We start from the raw sequence: 16,959 nt of genomic DNA, 5'->3' as shown, positions 1-16,959 counted from the left end.
AATGCGGTGAAATGATTGTGAACGGGGCATGGCGATTCGATGACAACCGGGACACCTGCCTTCCCTGAACGACATCGACGCAGCGTTTCAAACGCAGTCTCGCGGAGTAAACTGCGGCGACCGTCGAGGAGTTTCAGCATGTCACCGCTCTTGTCAGTGCGCCATTACCATCAGGACATTGTCTGCCATGAGCATGAGCATGCCCAACTGGTGTTCGGCCTGAGCGGCCACCTGCAGTTCGAGGTCGCGGGGCTGGGCAGTCGTATCAGCCGGCAGACCCTCGTGGTAGTGCCTGCCGGTGCACGTCACGCTTGCGACAGCCGTGATGGCAGCGAATGCCTGGTACTCGACGTGCCCGATAGCGATTGGCTGCAGCAGCACCTGGGCAGCCATGCCGACTGCAGCCGTCGATTGCTGGAGGCCCCGCTGGCCATGGATTTATCAGTGGTCCAGAGCGGCCTGGTCAATTGGCTGGCGGCCAGCCCGATCAATGATCCGCTGGTCGCACAGCAAGGCTCGATCCTGCTGCTTGCCGCCCTCAGCCTCGATACCGATACGCGCCCTACCGGCGGCCTGCCGCTGGCGCGACTGGATGCCTATATCGAGCGGCGCGCCGCCTACCCGATTCAGGTGGTGGATCTGGCGCGCATCGCCGGTCTCTCTGCCGCACGCTTTCACCATCGTTTCGTCGAAGAAACCGGCAACACGCCGATGGCCTACGTGCGCGACAAGCGCCTGCGTCTCGGTCGCCAGTTGCTGCACAACAGTCGCCTGAGCGTCGGCGAGATCGCCGCCCGAGTTGGCTACGCTTCGCAAAGCGCCTTCACCGCCGCGCTATCCCGACATTTCGGCGAAACCCCCAAAGCACTACGCGAGCGCCAGCCTCGCGACAAATAACGCCAGTCACGCGACAGCTGAACCTGTTCAGGCCCATTACAGTTGCGGCCAGAACAGGAGATTCGTCATGCATATCATCGAGTGGCAGGACTTCGAACGCGTCGACCTGCGCGTCGGCACGCTGATCAGCGCAGCCCCCAACGAAAAGGCCTTGAAACCCGCCTATGTGCTGCAGGTAGACCTCGGCGAGCTCGGTATCCGTACCTCCAGCGCGCAACTCACAGCCCACTACAGTGCCGAAGAACTAGTGGGTCGTCAGGTGCTGTGCGTGTGCAACTTCGCCCCCAAGCGGATCGCTGGTGTGCGCTCTGAGGTGTTGGTGACCGGCGTTTATGACAGCGACGGCAAGGTCGTTCTGGCCGGCTTCGACAAGCCGCTGCCCAATGGCGCACGCCTGGCATGAGCCCGCGCAACGCCCTGCTTGGCCTGCATGTGGGCGCGCTGGCGTTTGGCCTGTCCGGCATCTTTGGTGAACTGGCGGGCACCACGCCGATGGCTATCGTCAGTGGCCGCGCCGTGTTCGCCGTGTTCGCCCTTGGACTGTTTCTCGCAGTGCTCGGCAGACCGCTACGCGTCGCATGCCGACACCTGCCATGGCTGGTCCTTGGCGGCTTGCTGCTGGCTGCCCACTGGCTGACGTTCTTCGAATCGGTGCGGGTGGCCGGGGTCGCGATTGCCACGCTGGGGTTCGCCAGCTTCCCGGCGTTCACCGTGGTGCTGGAAGTCCTGTTGGGTGAGCGTCCACGGCCACTCGAGTACCTGATGGTGATTGTGGTCAGTATCGGCTTGCTGCTGGTCGCGCCAGCTCTGGATCTTGGCGATGGCGCCACGCAAGGGCTGATCTTGGGCATCCTTTCAGGATTGCTGTTCGCCCTGCTGTCGCTATTAGGCCGGGCCCTCTCCAGGCGGATCGATCCCATTCAGGTTGCGCTCGGTCAGAACCTGGTGGCGCTGGCCTGCTCCCTGCCATTTGCCAGCGCGACCCTGCAGACCCTGACTGTGCCCCAGTGGCTGTGGCTGGCATTGCTCGGCGTGTTCTGCACGGGCATCGCGCACAGCCTGCTGGTGGCCAGCTTGAGGGTCGTCAAGGCGCGTAATGCAGCGGTAATCTTCGCCCTGGAGCCGGTCTACGGCATCAGCTTCGCCTGGTTGCTGTTCAGCCAGACGCCGACGCTGGGCATGCTCGCAGGCGGCAGCCTGATCATCGCCGCAGTGAGCCTGAACGCCCTGCTCGGCAGTGCCAACCAGCTGCCGAAGACGGCCTAGCAGGATTCCCTCAGTTCGCGCCGGACCGATCGTTATGACCGAGGTCGCGAGCAGGGTCGATCTGATCGCGCACGCGCTGTTTGAGCACCTTGGCTTCAGGAAAACCGCCGTCGGCCTTGCGCTCCCAGATCTGCACGCCGTTGCAGAGAATACGAAACGTACCGCCTGTGGCCGGCTCCAGGCTGACCCTTGCCAGGTCGTCGGCGAAGGTGGACAGCAGCTCCTGAGCCAACCAGGCCGCACGAAGCAACCACTGGCACTGTGTGCAATAGATGATGGTCACGTCGGCTTTGTCTGCTGTCATCGATCGGCTCCGTGGCTGAGAGGCGTATCTTAGCGCCCGCCTGACCGAGCGCTCATGAAAAAGCGCGGCCAGGCCGCGCTTGGTTTGCAGCAGTGAGCGTCAGGCAATGCGTGCGAGCAGCTCGCGGGCTTCCTGTTTTTCTTCCTCGTCACCCTCGTTGATCACTTCATTGAGGATGTCGCAGGCGGCCTCAAGATCGTCCTGCTCGATGTAGGCCATCGCCAGGTTGAGCTTGGTAAGGTTCTCGTGGTTGGTGACGAAACGATCAACGCCGTCAGACGGGTCGGTCGGCAGATCGTCCAGCTCTAACCAATCGTCATCCGCACCCTCTTCTTCCACCAGCATGGTGCCCGCGAACGGGCTATTGACGTCATGACCGAAAATATCCGTCGACTGCTCGTCGACTGGCGCCAGGGGCTCATCGGGCTCTACGCCAGCGCGCTTCTTGCGGGCGTTGTTCTCGAACGGGTTGACCAGATCCCAATCGGCATCCAGTGAAAGATCGTCCAGATTCAGCTGGAAATCGTCGTCCTGATTTTTGGCCTGCTGGGGCGCAGCGGGCGGCAGCTCATCGAGCTCAAGAATCAGCTCGTCGAGGCCTTCCAGCGGCTCAAGCGACTCAACTGGCTGCATCATCTCCGGAGCCAGCGTGAACAGCGCCGGGTAGCGGCCTTTCAGCGCGTCGATGCGTGTGCCATCAAAACCGGCCTGACGTAGCGCCGCCTCTTCCTCGGCAAAGGCCACGGTATTGCCCTGCTGGGCCAATACCTCGAGCAAGCGGAAGCGAATATCCAGGCGTTGCGGGTTGGCGGCGGACGCCTGGCGCAACACGGATATCGCTTCGCCAAAGCGGCCGTAGGCGATATAGATATTGGCGCCGTCCAGCGGGTCGGTAGGGTTCGATTCCGGTTTTGCGACTACCGGGGGGCGCACTGGCAGCGGTACATCCACCACGGCGCGTGGCGCCACGACAGGCTCGACGGGTTCAGAGACTGGCGCACGAACCACGGGCGGCACGACTATTACCGGCTCGACGGCCGCGTCAGGGGCCGGCTTACGCTTGCGTTTGAACAGCAACAGGAGCAGCGCCAACACCGCGAGCAGCGAGGCCAGCAGCACGTTCCACAGATTCCAGAAGCCTTGCGCAGCAGGTTGCGCATCCGTTACGGGGGCAACGGCGGACTGCTGTGCAGCGGCAGGCGGCGCGCTATCTGCAACAGGTGCAACGGCCTCGGCTGGCGCCGGGCGCTGGGCCAACTGCTCGAGCAACTGAGCAATCTGCTGATCACGCGCTTCCATGCGCGTCATCATGTCCTTCAGCTGGTTCTGCACCACCAGCAGATCCTGCTGGAGCTGGAGGTTTTCGGCGCTACGGTTGGCAACTTCTTCTTCAACCCGTCGAATCTGCGCGATCATTTCAACCTGCGGCTCGGCAGGTTGCTGGGGCGCGGTATTCGGGATGATCTCGGCCGGCGCCTGAGCAGGCGGTGCCGTCCCGGCCGCGGCTGGCTGGCTTGGCGCGGCCTCTGGCATGCGGGCGTGATCCGGCAAGAGCAGCGAAGCCCCAGCGCGCAAACGATGGATATCACCATTGCTGAACGCATCGGGGTTGAGCGCGTGAATGTCGAGCATCAGATCTTGCAGGGACGATTGATTGCCCTCGACCCGCAGTTTTGAAGCGATCGTCCACAGGCTGTCACCACTGGCGACCTGATAGCGCTCACCGCGGCTGGCAATCGGCGTACGGCGCGGCGGCGCATAGGACGTGAACTGTTCATTGCCGACCGGGGCAGCCTGGCTGCTATAGGAAGACGATGTGGGCGGATCCAGCAGCAGCGTGTACTCGCGCAGCAGTTGCCCGCCTGGGCGCTTGAGTTCAACGATGAAATTCAGGTACGGCTCGCGCACCGGCTGGTTGGACACCACCCGCACGATGCTCTTGCCGCCGCGCAGGATCGGGCTGAAACGCAGGTCGTTAAGAAAATACACACGGTCGACACCAGCCAGATTGAAGGCATCGGCCGGTGCCAACGAGACCTTGACGTCCGAGGTGCTCATGTCGTCGCCGACCGCCAACAGCTCGATCTCGGCATTCAGTGGCTGGTTGAGTGCCGAATGCAGGGTGATCTCACCCAGCCCCAGCGCTGGCGCCAGTCCTGAATAAAATGCCGAACCTGAGGCCAGGCCGATCAGTAGGTGACGAACACGAGTCATAAAAGCTCCCGATAACTCCGCTCGAAGAGTAGCTGCAGCCGCCGGAACCGGGCCGGATGCTCTGCAAATTCGATATTGGCACAGCGCTGCCTCGGCAAACGCTCCTTGTCCCACCGAGTAGTGAGTATGGTCATATTTCAAGGGCTTGCGAGTTTTCTACCTGCTTGTTCCACTTGAAGCCCAGCATCTGGCCATCATACGCAAAAAGCCGGAATTTCGGCTAGTTATGTGAAGGACCTCAATGTTGTGGCGGACGGATGTTCCAGGCGGCCAAAAGGGTCATCGCAAACAGCGCGCCCATCAGCAAATAACTCTGCTGGAAGGCCATCACTTCGGCGGCAAAATCGCCGCCCTCCTGGCGGTGCCGCCATTCCAGAAAGAAGGTCAGCAGGTTCACGCCAAACGCCCCACCCAATTGCCGCACGAAGGTGATCGCACCTGCTCCATGGGCCAGTTGCTCGCGGTAGAGAATATCAAGCGCGCCGGCGTTCAGGGCCGGCAGCAGAATACCAAGGCCAACGCGGCCTACACAGGCCCAGCAGCACAGCACCAGAAACGACGCGCCGGGCTCCAGCCAGCCAAGGCCGAACGAAGATAGCGCCAAAAGCAGTAAGCCGCTGACCAGCAGCGCAGCGGTAGACAGACGGTCACTCAACCAGCCGCCCAGAAAGGACGCCATGCCCATCAACAGCCCGGTCGGCAGTAACAGCAATCCTGCCCAACCGGCGCTGTATCCCTCGATGGTCTGAACATGCAAGGGAATCAGATACGTCGTGCCATACAGACCCAGGCCAAGGGCAAGCGCCACCCAACTCGCCTTGCGAAAACCAACATGCCGCCAGAGTTCCAGCGGCAATAAGGGTCGCGCGCTGTAATGGCTGCGCAATAAGAAGCCGATGCCGCCAAGGATGCCAGACAGCCCGGTTAGCCATACGCGCGGCTCACTCCAGGCGAAGCGCTGTGCTTCAGCGAGCGCGCCAAGGCTGGCAAACAAGCCGATGCACAGCAGGCCAAACGCCCACATGTCCAGAAACGGGGTATCCCGCTGCCGCTCGCTGGGCATCAGAAACTGCCCGGCCAGCATCGCCAGCACGCACATAGGCAGAGGTAACCAGAACACCGCGTACCAGCCAAACCCATCGACCAGGTAACCGCCAATAGTCGGGCCCAGGGTCGGCGCGATCATAACGCCAAGGCCGTAAGCACCCAGCGCGGTACCGCGACCGCCGCCAGCGAACACCTTGAAAATCAGCACCATCGCCAGCGGCTGCACAATGCCGGCGCACAGTCCCTGGATGATGCGCAGCGCGATCAACTGCCAGGCGTCGCTGGCAACGAGTGCAAGCAGTGATGTGACGATAAACAGGCTGAGTCCCGCTTGCGCGGTGAGGCGCGCACCCAGCCGCGCCTGAGCCCATGCCGAGAGCAGCAACCCGGCGGTCATCGCCGCGAGAAAGCCGGTAGAGAGCCACTGAGCGAGGGGCCGGCCGATATCGAAATCGGCCATGATCGCAGGTAGGGCGACGTTAATGCTGGTCGAGGCGAGAATCATGGCCATGCTGCCGAGCATCAGCACGACCAGGAGATACTGCGGATAGCGCGGCCCGAAGCGTCTCTGCAGGAGAGACAGACCTTCCATCAGCGCCGTTCCAGGTTACCCAGAATACGCGCATGAACCTGCTGGCAACGGCGCAGGTCGTCTTCGTCGATGCCGGCGAATAGCTCCTCGCGCAGCTGCGTGGAAATCGCCTCGATCTGCTCGATCAGCGGCTTGGCCGGTGGGCACAGGGCAATTTTCTTGGCACGGCGATCTTCCGGCACCGCGTGCCGCACCACCAGTCCCTGGGCTTCCAGGCTATCGAGCAGACGCGCCAGCGTCGGTCCTTCAACCCCGACGCTTTGGGCCAGCTCACGCTGGGTGGGCAATTCGGCGAAGCGCCCAATGTGCAGAAGCACCAGCCAGCGCGCCTGCGACAACCCCAGGCCGGCGAGACGCCGATCCAGTTCGGCACGCCAGGAACGGGACAGCTGGGCCAACTGCATGGCGAAACGGTGTTGTTCGGATTGGGACATTTAGGCAACTCTTGGAATTATCAAAAAACTAATTATTAGCGAGCTAACCATAGCTTTTGACGGAGAGCAAGATCGCAGTCGTTGCCGGATAAGAGCTAGTCGCAGCAATCATCGCCGATCAGGCTTCGAATTCAGCCTGCAAGGCGGCGCGCACGCAGTGCAGTACGCCCTCCTCTACACGCCCGACGAACAACGGACTGATCTGCGCCACGGGCGGCAGCTCACCTTCACCGTCGAGAAACGCGTCCTGGATTTCACCGAGCAGCTCCTCGGGAAGGTCGAGGGCCTGCTCCAGCGAGATTTGCTGATCGGCAATTGCTTCAGCCAGGAGCGAGTACGCGCTCTTCTGGCTGCAACCGAGCTGATTGGCGATCTGCGCTGGCGTCATGCCGGCGCGTGCCAGGCTGACCAGCTCATGGCGCAGGTCGACCGCTGGCTGCGGCGTGTCGCCGCCGGCCAGCACTTCGAGGAAGGCATCGCCATAACGCTCTAGTTTGCGGGCACCCACGCCACTGACGCGGGCCATGTCCGCCAGAGTGGTAGGTTTGCTGCGCAGCATCTCCAGCAGTGTGGCGTCGGGGAAGATCACGTAAGGCGGCACCCCATGCTCTTCAGCCAGGCGCTTGCGCAACGCGCGCAGCGCTTCCCATTGCTCGCGCTCATCACCACGTACCAGCTGCCGTGCCGCGCTGCCTGAGGCCTTGGCGCTCTGCTGCGGCTTGAGGTCGCGCCGCAGTTGCAGCGTTACCTCACCGCGCAGCAGAGGCCGGCAGCTGTCGGACAAGCGCAGGCCGCCGTAGCCTTCCAGGTCTACATCGGCCAAACCGCGCGCCACCAACTGGCGAAACAGCGAGCGCCACTCGCCATCGTTGAGCGCATTGCCGACGCCGAATACGGACAGATGCTGGTGGCCGAGGCCGCGGATCTTTTCGTTATCCCGGCCAAGCAGGATGTCGACCAAATGCCCCACGCCGTAGCGCTGCCCGCTGCGGTAGATCGCCGACAACGCCTGGCGCGCTGGTTCGGTGGCATCCCAGGTCTGCACGCCGTCGGTGCAGTTATCGCAGTGGCCACAGGGCTGCGGCAGGTCTTCGTCGAAATACGCCAGCAGCACCTGCCGGCGGCAGCGCGTCTCTTCGCACAGCGCCAGCATGGCGTCGAGCTTGTGCTGCTCCACGCGCTTGTGACGCTCATCGCCCTCGGAGTTGGCCAGCATCTGCTTGAGGAAGATCATGTCCTGCAGCCCGTAGGCCATCCAGGCGTCAGCCGGCAAACCGTCGCGGCCGCCACGGCCGGTTTCCTGGTAATAGGCTTCCAGCGACTTGGGCAGATCGAGGTGAGCGACGAAGCGCACGTTGGGCTTGTCGATGCCCATGCCGAAGGCAATGGTCGCGACCATGATCAGGCCTTCCTCATTGAGGAAGCGCTTCTGGTTGTAGGCGCGCAGTTCGGCCGGCAACCCCGCGTGATAAGGCAAGGCCGGAAAACCCTGCTCGGACAGGAAGGCGGCTACCTCTTCGACTTTCTTGCGTGACAGGCAATAAACGATACCGGCATCCCCCTTGCGCGCAGCCAGGAACGCCAGCAACTGCTTGCGCGGCTGCTCCTTGGGCACGATGCGGTAGAAGATGTTGGGACGGTCGAAGCTCGACAGAAAGCGTTCGGCATCCTGCAGGTGCAGGCGGTTGACGATTTCCTCGCGGGTACGCATGTCGGCGGTGGCCGTCAGGGCGATGCGCGGCACCTCGGGAAACAGCTCGGCCAACTGCCCCAGCTGCAAGTACTCGGGGCGGAAGTCATGCCCCCATTGGGACACGCAATGCGCTTCATCGATGGCGAACAGGGCAATCTTCAGCTGCTGCAAAAACGCCAACATGCGTGGCTGCACCAGCCGCTCGGGGGCAAGATAGAGCATCTTGATTTCGCCACGACGAATACGCTCAGCGATGTCGCGCTGCTGGTCGGCCTCCAGCGTGGAGTTCAGCGCCACGGCCGCGACGCCCAGCTCCTCGAGGGTCGCCACCTGGTCGTCCATCAGCGCGATCAGCGGCGACACCACCACCGCCAATCCATCACGCAGCAGTGCCGGCACCTGGAAGCACAGCGACTTACCGCCGCCAGTGGGCATCAACACCAGCGCATCGCCGCCGCTGGCCACGCGCTCGATGATCGCACCCTGACGGCCACGGAAGCTGTCATAGCCGAATACGTCTTTGAGGATGCGTTGCGCCTGCTCGAGCATGTAGGGTCTCCGAATCAAGCGGGGCATTATACGCAACTGTCTCCCGGCGACGGGCAACCGATGTGTTTTTTAGCGTTTGGCCCGCTGTTTTGCCTGCAACTCTGGCGCGGGTGATTGGTCTGCTCTAGCAGGTCGATGAAAAACCTCAGCGCGACGGCCGCGGCAGCTGAAGCAGGTGGCAGAACGGCTTTCACCAATCGTGAATGAGCCCTGTGTACCTGCCTGAGATGAAGCGACGGCAACGCAGATAGTTTTTCAACAGCCTGCTAGAATCCAGCCTCGTTTACTTATTCAAGGTAGCCACCGATGTCCTTCGCCGAGCAACTGTCCCGCCTGCAAGCCTTCCTCGATGCTGATGATCTGCACGAAGAAGCGCTGGACTATGTCGCCGCACACGGTTACCTGACTGCCCTGTCGATCTGCCCGGACAAGGTCGAATCGCGCGAGTGGATCGACGCCCTGTTCTCCGAGCCGCCGCACTACCGCAGCGATGAAGAACGTGACGACATTGAAGCCACGCTGATCCAGCTGCAGGCCCATATAGCCCGCCAGCTGGCCAGCGATGACGAGCCAGAAGTGCCGTGCGATCTGGACCTGGGTGACGAGCCGGACGACTCGGATCTGCGCGGCTGGTGCATCGGTTTCATGGAAGGCGTGTTCCTGCGCGAAGCCGTGTGGTTCGACGATGCTGAAGATGAAGTCAGCGAACTGCTGCTGCCGATCATGGTCGGCTCCGGCCTGTTCGACGAGCAGCCCGAGTTTGCTGAAATCGCGCGTGACCGCGACCTGGTCGACAGCATGGTCGAGCAGATTCCAGAGCTCCTCACCGCGCTGTTCCTGCTGTGCAACGCGCCTGATGAAAAACCGGCGCTGCTCAAACCCCGCCATCATTGATGGCGACGCCATCGATATGGCGCGCGAACCCTACGAAACCCGAAACCCTCTGCTGCGCTACAGCCTGCTGATCCTCGGTTGGCTGAGCGTGGCGCTGGGCGTTTTGGGGATTTTCCTGCCGGTATTACCCACCACACCTTTTCTGCTACTGGCCGCGGCCTGCTTCATGCGCAGCTCGCGGCGCTTCTACTTGTGGCTGGTCGAGCACCCGCGTCTCGGCCCGTGGATTCGCGATTACCTGAGCGGTGAAGGCATTCCGCGCAAGGCCAAAGGCTATGCCATCGCACTGATGTGGCTGAGCATTGCAATCTCCTGCTGGCTGGTTCCGCTGATCTGGGCGCGGGCGTTCATGCTAACCAGTGCTGTGCTGGTCAGCCTGTATATCCTTAAACAGAAGACCCTTCCCGACCGCCGCTAGGAGCGACGTGCCTGGTCGGCGCGGGAAATCGCCGGGCCCATGCAGGTATCGCGGTATGCCCACAATCTTTCGCGCCGGGGGCGACGCTCCTACGCGGCGTGCGCTCCTGTTGTAGGAGTCGCGACCTCGCGGCGAATCGAGGGGTCTATGCCGATGTCGCGGTAAGCCCACTATCTTTCACGCCGGGGCAAGGCTTCTACGCGGCAAGGTAGGATTGCTGTACCTGCGGGTAGCACCGCGCGCGCAGGTCTTCAAACCGCTGATACACTCGAAGGGCATTGGATTATTCGAAGGTGCCCCCATGGCCACTCAGCGCGCGCAGGATACGGTGCAGACCACTCACTTTCGCAGTGACCGCATCAGCACCATCAATGGCCGTTTTTTCTTCACGACCCGCGAAGGTACGCTCGAAGGCCCTTACTTTTCCCGCGACGAAGCCGAGCGCGGCATACCCCGCTACATTGATCGCATGATGCAGTCGCTGGCGATTCTCGACAGTCGCAACGCTGAAGATGAATTCAGGCCATAACCATTTAAAAACACGCCCTGGGTATCGCTTCGCTCAACGCCAGGCTACCGGGCACCGATAGCTGCGGCATTAGCGCTCGCTCTTTTCGAACGCGGCTTCCAACGCATCATTAATGGTACGCAGCACCTTGACCCGGGCATACGGCTTGTCGTTCGCCTCGACCAACGTCCACGGGGCCAGACGAGCACTGGTGCGATCGACCATATCGCCCACGGCTTCACGGTACTGCGACCACTTCTCGCGGTTGCGCCAGTCTTCCTCGGTGATCTTGAAACGCTTGACGGGGTTCGCCTCGCGCTCGCGAAAACGCGCCAGCTGGGCCTCTTCGTCGATGGCCAACCAGAACTTCACCAACACCACGCCGGCATTGCTCAGTTGCTCCTCGAAATCATTGATCTCACCGTAGGCGCGCAGCCAGTCTGCGGGCTCGCAGAAGCCCTCGACTCGCTCCACCAACACGCGGCCATACCAGGACCGGTCAAACACGGTGAATTTCCCGCGTGCCGGGATGTGCCGCCAGAAGCGCCACAGGTAGGGCTGGGCCCGTTCTTCCTCGGTGGGCGCCGCGACCGGCACAATCCGGTACTGCCGAGGATCCAGGGCTGCGGCAACCCGACGGATCGCTCCGCCCTTGCCGGCAGCGTCGTTACCCTCGAACACCGCAATCAGGGCATGCCGACGCATGCGTTTGTCGCGCATCAGCTGCGAGAGGCGCGCCTGCTCGCGGGTCAACTGCTCGCGGTAGTCCGCCTTGGCGAGACTCAGGCTCATGTCCAGACTGTCGAGCAGGCTGCGTTGATCGGTACGGGTCATTAACGGCGTAGCGTGAGGCAACGGCGCGCGTTCGCCTGTGCCACGCAGAGCCGCCTGCAAGCCCTCCAGCAGAATCCGACCGACCGTCAGGCTGCGGTAGTTCGCGTCCGCGCCGGCCACGATATACCAGGGTGAATAATCACGGCTGGTGCGACGCAACACATCCTCACCGGCACGCACGAACTTGTCGTAGGTCTTCGATTGCTGCCAGTCCAGCGGGCTCAGGCGCCAACTGTGCAACGGGTCATCCTGCAAGGTTTCCAAGCGCGTGAGCATCTGTTTCTTGGAGAGGTGAAACCAGAACTTGAAGATCAGCGTGCCTTCATTGCACAACATCTGCTCCAGGCCGAGCGCGCCTTCGATGGCGCCGCTGAGCTCGTCCTTCTTGAGGTCGCCGTGCACGCGGCCTTGCAGCATTTGGCTGTACCAATTGCCGAAGAAAATGCCGATGCGCCCCTTTGGAGGCAGCTGCCGCCAATAGCGCCAGGCGGCGGGGCGAGCAAGCTCCTCGTCGGTCTGCTGATCGAAGGTGCTGACCTGAATCAGACGCGGGTCCATCCACTCATTGAGCAGCTTCACCGTCTCGCCCTTCCCGGCGCCTTCGATGCCATTGATCAGGATGATTACCGCAAGTCGCCCTTGCTCACGCAGCGCGTACTGCACCTCGAGCAACGCCTCGCGCAGCACTTGCTCCTCTGCATCGAAAGTGGCCTTGTCAATGACGTGGTCGATCTCGGCAGACTCGAACATAAGCACCTCTCCGGAAATGTATGACCCAGACTAGGGGCCGCTGGCGTTTCAGTGCAAGCCGCAATGCAAGCGAAGCGTGTGCGACTGGCGAATCGTATGGGCACCACCAAGCCCGCGTTATAGCCACTCTCATTCGCGCCGAGGTCGACGCTCCTACACACGATGTGATGCAACCTCCTCTGTAGGAGCCGCGACCCCGCGGCGAATTGTCAGGCCAGCACAATAATTGCGGTACGGTCGCCTCATTCGCGCCGACGTCGACGCTCCTATACGACATGCCAGCCGCGTTCTGCACATCGCCCCTGCTAGAATCGCCGCCCTGTTTGATCCGGAACACCGCCATGGCCGACCAACACGCCCAACTCGACTGGAATGACCAGGGCCAGCCCCTGTCGCGCCTGTACGACGACGTCTATTTTTCGCGGGAACACGGCCTGGAAGAAACCCGCTACGTGTTCCTGACCAATAACGATTTGCCGCAGCGTTTCGCCGCGCTGAAGTCGGGCGAACAACTGGTGATCGGCGAAACCGGGTTCGGTACCGGCATGAATTTCCTGTGCGCCTGGGAGCTGTTTGAGCAGCAGGCACCGGCCGGCGCGCGGCTGCACTTCGTCAGCGTGGAAAAACACCCGCTGACGCAACACGATCTGCAACGTGCCCTTTCCTTGTGGCCCTCGCTGCAGCGTTACAGCGCCCCGTTGCTTAGCGCCTATGTCGCGCTCAACCCAGGCTTTCAGCGCTTGGTATTCGATAGCGGACGTGTGGTGCTGACGCTGCTGATCGGCGATGCCAAGGCCATGCTGCCGCAGCTCAATACGCGCATCGACGCCTGGTTTCTCGACGGTTTCGCGCCGTCGAAGAACCCCGATATGTGGACGCCCGAGCTATTCGCGCAGCTGGCACGGTTGAGTACCCCCGCGACCACTCTCGGCACCTTTACCTCCACCGGCTACGTGCGCCGTGCACTCAACGAGGCGGGCTTCCAGATGAAGCGTGTGCCGGGGCTCGGCAAGAAGTGGGAAGTGATGCGCGGCACCTTTACCGCACCGGCGAGCGCGCTGAGCAAACCGTGGTTCGCACGCCCGACCTATCGACCCTCCGAACGCCGAGCTCTGGTCATCGGCGCCGGGCTGGCCGGTTGCGCTACTGCGGGCAGCCTGGCCGCACGTGGTTGGCAGGTTGAGGTGCTGGAGCGTCACGCCAGCATCGCTCAGGAAGCCTCGGGCAATCCTCAGGGCGTTCTGTATCTCAAGCTGTCCGCTCACGGTACGGCGCTGTCGCGGCTAATTGTCGATGGTTTCGGCTACACCCGTCGGCTGCTCGAACACCTGCACAAGGGCCAGGAATGGGACGATTGCGGCGTACTGCAACTGGCGTTCAATGAGCGTGAAGCGCAGCGCCAGGCCAAACTCGCCGCCGCCTTTCCCGATACCCTGCTGCTTCAGGTGGATCGTGAGGAGGCCGAGCAGCATGCCGGTGTCGCGCTGGCGAGCGGCGGGCTGTTCTACCCCAACGCAGGCTGGGTGCACCCGCCGGCGCTCTGTCAGCTCATGATCGACCATCCCAACGTGCAGTTACGACACTGCCAGGAAGCGCTACAGCTCAAGCATGAAAATGGCGAATGGCAAGCTTGGAGCGGCGAGCAGTTGATCGCCAGCGCGCCGGTGGTGGTGCTCTGTGGTGCGGCGGATATCACCCGTTTCGAGCAAAGCGCCCAGCTCCCGCTCAAGCGCATCCGCGGGCAGATCACCCGCTTGCCTGTCTCCCCGGAAAGCACGGTGCTGCGCACGGTGGTGTGCGCCGAGGGTTACGTCGCTCCCGCACGAAATGGCGAGCACACACTTGGAGCCAGCTTCAATTTCGACAGTAATGACCTGACGCCGAGCAGCGCAGAGCACGCGAGCAACCTCGATTTGCTCCGGGAAATTTCCGCCGATTTGACCGACCGCCTGCAGGCGGATGCCATCGATATTGAAGCGGCGCATGGCCGTGCCGCCTTTCGCTGCACCAGCCCGGACTACCTGCCCATCGTCGGCCCGCTTGCGGACGCCGACGCTTTCGCCGAAGCCTACGCAGTATTGGCACGCGACGCCCGCCAAGTGCCCCAAATCCCCTGCCCCTGGCACGACGGGCTCTATGTCAATAGCGGTCACGGCTCGCGTGGGCTGATTACCGCACCGCTGTCCGGCGAGCTGATTGCGGCCTGGGTGAACAATGAGCCGCTGCCTGTCCCCCAGGATGTCGCAGACGCCTGCCACCCCAACCGCTTCATGCTGCGCCAGCTGATCCGCAAGGGTTGATATCTACCTATTGGTACGCGGCGCACCCTAGGTGTGTGCCATACCGCGATTCTGGCGTCGCACTTGCGATTCGCTGCGAGGTCGCAGCTCCTAAAGAGGCGATAGCAGCATATCGTGTAGGAGCGTCGACCCCGGCGCGAACGAGGGTGGTCGCGCCGCAATTTCGGAGTTCCCCCACATGATTCGCCGCAGCCATGCTCCTGCCCTACACGCCATCGACCCTTCATTTTATTGAACATTCCCGCGCCAAGGGGACTCGAAAAAGCTCGGGACGCGTGCGCCGCTTATGGCGGGCACCCGCTCCATACATGCTTGATCGTCTCCGGTGCGCCCTGGAGCGCACTGGAACTCAGAACCGGTACACAACTGGTACGGACTGAAGTTAAGGAGGAACAGAGCCCAGGAAATACGAGGGCTTTATAGATTATGTGCGGAATAGCAGGCGAACTACGCTTCGATAACCAACCAGCCGACCTGGCTGCCGTTGAACGCATCACTCACCACCTCGCCCCGCGTGGCCCCGACGCCCACGGCTTCCATAGCCGCGGCCCTGTCGCGTTCGGCCACCGCCGGTTGAAGATCATGGATCTCGCCGAGGCCTCGGGCCAGCCGATGATCGATAACGATCTTGGCCTTTCGATGGTCTTCAATGGCGCCATCTACAACTACCCGGAACTGCGTGGCGAGCTGGAACAGCTGGGCTACCGCTTTTTCTCGGGCGGCGATACCGAAGTGCTGCTCAAGGGCTATCACGCCTGGGGCGAAAAACTGCTACCCAAACTCAATGGCATGTTTGCCTTCGCCATCTGGGAGCGCGACAGCCAACAGCTGTTCATCGCCCGTGACCGCCTGGGCGTAAAACCGCTGTATCTGTCCAAGACCAAAGATCGCCTGCGCTTCGCCTCCAGCCTTCCAGCCCTGCTGAAGGGCGGCGATATCGGCAAGACGCTCGACCCAGTCGCACTCAATCATTACCTGAATTTCCACGCGGTGGTGCCAGCGCCGCGCACGATCCTGGCCGGTGTCGAGAAGTTGCCACCAGCGACCTGGATGCGTGTCGACATCAACGGCAAGGTCGAACAGAAAGTCTGGTGGACGCTGAATTTCGGCCCCAACGCTGATGAAGCCAACTACGGTTTTGACGAATGGCGCGATGCGGTGCTCGATGGCATGCGCGAAGCAGTGTCGATCCGTCAGCGTGCAGCGGTGGATGTTGGTGTGCTGCTGTCCGGCGGCGTCGACTCTAGCATGCTGGTCGGCCTGCTGCGTGAAGCCGGCGTCGATAACCTGCTGACCTTCTCCATCGGCTTCCAGGATGCTGGCGGCGAGCGTGGCGACGAGTTCCAGTATTCAGACCTGATCGCACAGCGGTTCAATACCCAACACCATCAGCTGCGCATCGGCGAAAGTGAGATTCTTGACGAGCTGCCGGCTGCGTTCCGCGCCATGAGCGAGCCGATGGTCAGCCACGACTGCATCGCTTTCTACCTGCTTTCGCGGGAAGTGGCCAAGCACTGCAAAGTGGTGCAGAGCGGCCAGGGCGCCGATGAACTGTTCGCCGGCTATCACTGGTATCCGCTGGTCGATGGCGCCGATGATGCTTTCAGCGCTTACCGCAAAGCCTTCTTCGACCGTGAGCACGACGAGTACGCGGCTTGCGTGCAGCCAGCATGGCTGACCGATGACGTCGCTGGCGAGTTCGTCCGTCAGCACTTCGCCCAACCAGGTGCCGATGCCGCCGTAGACAAGGCCCTGCGCCTGGATAGCACGGTGATGCTGGTCGATGACCCGGTCAAGCGCGTAGACAACATGACCATGGCCTGGGGCCTGGAAGCGCGCACGCCGTTTCTCGACTATCGCCTGGCCGAGCTCTCCGCACGCATTCCTGGGCAGTACAAACTGCCTGAAGGTGGCAAGTACGTGCTCAAGGAGGCGGCGCGCAAAGTCATCCCGTCCGAGGTCATCGACCGCAAGAAGGGTTACTTCCCCGTGCCGGGCCTTAAGCACCTGGAAGGCGCGACGTTGGGCTGGGTACGCGACCTGCTGGTCGATCCAGCGCATGACCGCGGCATCTTCAACCCGCAGATGGTTGACCGCCTGCTGACCGACCCACAAGGCCAGTTGACCCCGCTGCGCGGCTCCAAGCTGTGGCAGATGGCGGCGCTGAACCTGTGGTTGGCCGAACAAGGGCTGTAAGGACGAGCCGAGGGAGCCGTGCGCTCCCTCGCGACTCAACAGAATATGAACGGAAGGGCCTCG

Annotated in this window: 14 protein-coding genes; 8 read left to right on the top strand and 6 right to left on the bottom strand. The window is 62.3% G+C overall.

Translation table 11 applies throughout. The features are described 5' to 3' along the window. The first annotated feature begins 138 nt into the window (after positions 1-138). The 3 genes from BLS60_RS20890 to BLS60_RS20880 all read left to right on the top strand — a co-directional run bounded on the left by BLS60_RS20890 (position 139) and on the right by BLS60_RS20880 (position 2,163). Positions 139-897: a helix-turn-helix transcriptional regulator gene (locus tag BLS60_RS20890; protein WP_092371979.1), complete on the top strand. Its 759-nt coding sequence runs from the start codon at positions 139-141 to the stop codon at positions 895-897. A 67-nt stretch (positions 898-964) separates the two neighbouring features. Further along, positions 965-1,300: a tRNA-binding protein gene (locus BLS60_RS20885; RefSeq protein WP_070882983.1), complete on the top strand. Its 336-nt coding sequence runs from the start codon at positions 965-967 to the stop codon at positions 1,298-1,300. Further along, the gene (locus BLS60_RS20880) at positions 1,297-2,163 is read left to right on the top strand and encodes a DMT family transporter (RefSeq protein ID WP_070882982.1); all 867 of its coding nucleotides are present in this window, start codon (positions 1,297-1,299) and stop codon (positions 2,161-2,163) included. The genes BLS60_RS20885 and BLS60_RS20880 overlap by 4 nt, the downstream gene beginning before the upstream one ends. 10 nt (positions 2,164-2,173) lie before the next feature. Here the strand turns inward: BLS60_RS20880 and BLS60_RS20875 are convergent, their stop codons facing one another. The 5 genes from BLS60_RS20875 to recQ all read right to left on the bottom strand — a co-directional run bounded on the left by BLS60_RS20875 (position 2,174) and on the right by recQ (position 8,996). Then, the gene (locus tag BLS60_RS20875) at positions 2,174-2,467 is read right to left on the bottom strand and encodes an Rdx family protein (protein ID WP_070882981.1); all 294 of its coding nucleotides are present in this window, start codon (positions 2,465-2,467) and stop codon (positions 2,174-2,176) included. A gap of 99 nt (positions 2,468-2,566) precedes the next feature. Next, positions 2,567-4,681, bottom strand: coding sequence for a motility hub landmark protein FimV (locus BLS60_RS20870; protein ID WP_244153451.1), 2,115 nt, complete (start codon positions 4,679-4,681; stop codon positions 2,567-2,569). Between the two features lie 238 nt (positions 4,682-4,919). After that, on the bottom strand, positions 4,920-6,320 hold the full coding sequence (locus tag BLS60_RS20865) for a DHA2 family efflux MFS transporter permease subunit (protein WP_092371977.1): 1,401 nt from the start codon (positions 6,318-6,320) through the stop codon (positions 4,920-4,922). Continuing rightward, on the bottom strand, positions 6,320-6,754 hold the full coding sequence (locus BLS60_RS20860; protein WP_070882979.1) for a MarR family transcriptional regulator: 435 nt from the start codon (positions 6,752-6,754) through the stop codon (positions 6,320-6,322). The genes BLS60_RS20865 and BLS60_RS20860 overlap by 1 nt, the downstream gene beginning before the upstream one ends. 118 nt (positions 6,755-6,872) lie before the next feature. After that, the gene (recQ, locus tag BLS60_RS20855; protein ID WP_092371975.1) at positions 6,873-8,996 is read right to left on the bottom strand and encodes a DNA helicase RecQ; all 2,124 of its coding nucleotides are present in this window, start codon (positions 8,994-8,996) and stop codon (positions 6,873-6,875) included. A gap of 306 nt (positions 8,997-9,302) precedes the next feature. Here recQ and BLS60_RS20850 point away from each other — a divergent pair, with 306 nt between their 5' ends. From BLS60_RS20850 to BLS60_RS20840, 3 genes are all read left to right on the top strand, one after another. Beyond that, positions 9,303-9,890 (top strand): UPF0149 family protein, encoded by a 588-nt coding sequence (locus BLS60_RS20850; RefSeq protein WP_070882977.1) that lies wholly within the window; start codon positions 9,303-9,305, stop codon positions 9,888-9,890. A gap of 16 nt (positions 9,891-9,906) precedes the next feature. Continuing rightward, complete coding sequence (locus BLS60_RS20845; RefSeq protein ID WP_092371973.1) at positions 9,907-10,308, top strand: YbaN family protein; 402 nt, start codon at positions 9,907-9,909, stop codon at positions 10,306-10,308. Between the two features lie 301 nt (positions 10,309-10,609). Continuing rightward, positions 10,610-10,837, top strand: a complete 228-nt coding sequence (locus tag BLS60_RS20840; protein ID WP_092372013.1) for a DUF6316 family protein — start codon at positions 10,610-10,612, stop codon at positions 10,835-10,837. 69 nt (positions 10,838-10,906) lie between these two features. Here BLS60_RS20840 and pap read toward each other — a convergent pair whose 3' ends face one another. Then, positions 10,907-12,400, bottom strand: a complete 1,494-nt coding sequence (gene pap / locus BLS60_RS20835; RefSeq protein WP_092371971.1) for a polyphosphate:AMP phosphotransferase — start codon at positions 12,398-12,400, stop codon at positions 10,907-10,909. A 341-nt stretch (positions 12,401-12,741) separates the two neighbouring features. Between pap and mnmC the strand changes: the two genes are divergently transcribed. Then, positions 12,742-14,700 carry a bifunctional tRNA (5-methylaminomethyl-2-thiouridine)(34)-methyltransferase MnmC2/FAD-dependent 5-carboxymethylaminomethyl-2-thiouridine(34) oxidoreductase MnmC1 gene (gene mnmC / locus BLS60_RS20830; RefSeq protein WP_070882975.1) on the top strand — a complete coding sequence of 653 codons (1,959 nt, stop codon included), beginning with the start codon at positions 12,742-12,744 and terminating at the stop codon, positions 14,698-14,700. Positions 14,701-15,126: 426 nt separating this feature from the next. After that, positions 15,127-16,896 carry an N-acetylglutaminylglutamine amidotransferase gene (locus BLS60_RS20825; protein WP_092371969.1) on the top strand — a complete coding sequence of 590 codons (1,770 nt, stop codon included), beginning with the start codon at positions 15,127-15,129 and terminating at the stop codon, positions 16,894-16,896. Positions 16,897-16,959 lie beyond the last annotated feature (63 nt).

The organism is Phytopseudomonas seleniipraecipitans (genome assembly GCF_900102335.1).
Classification (GTDB): Bacteria; Pseudomonadota; Gammaproteobacteria; order Pseudomonadales; family Pseudomonadaceae; genus Aquipseudomonas; species Aquipseudomonas seleniipraecipitans.
The sequence above is the reverse complement of the archived record's forward strand: the minus strand, read 5'-3'. Positions and strand labels throughout refer to the sequence as shown.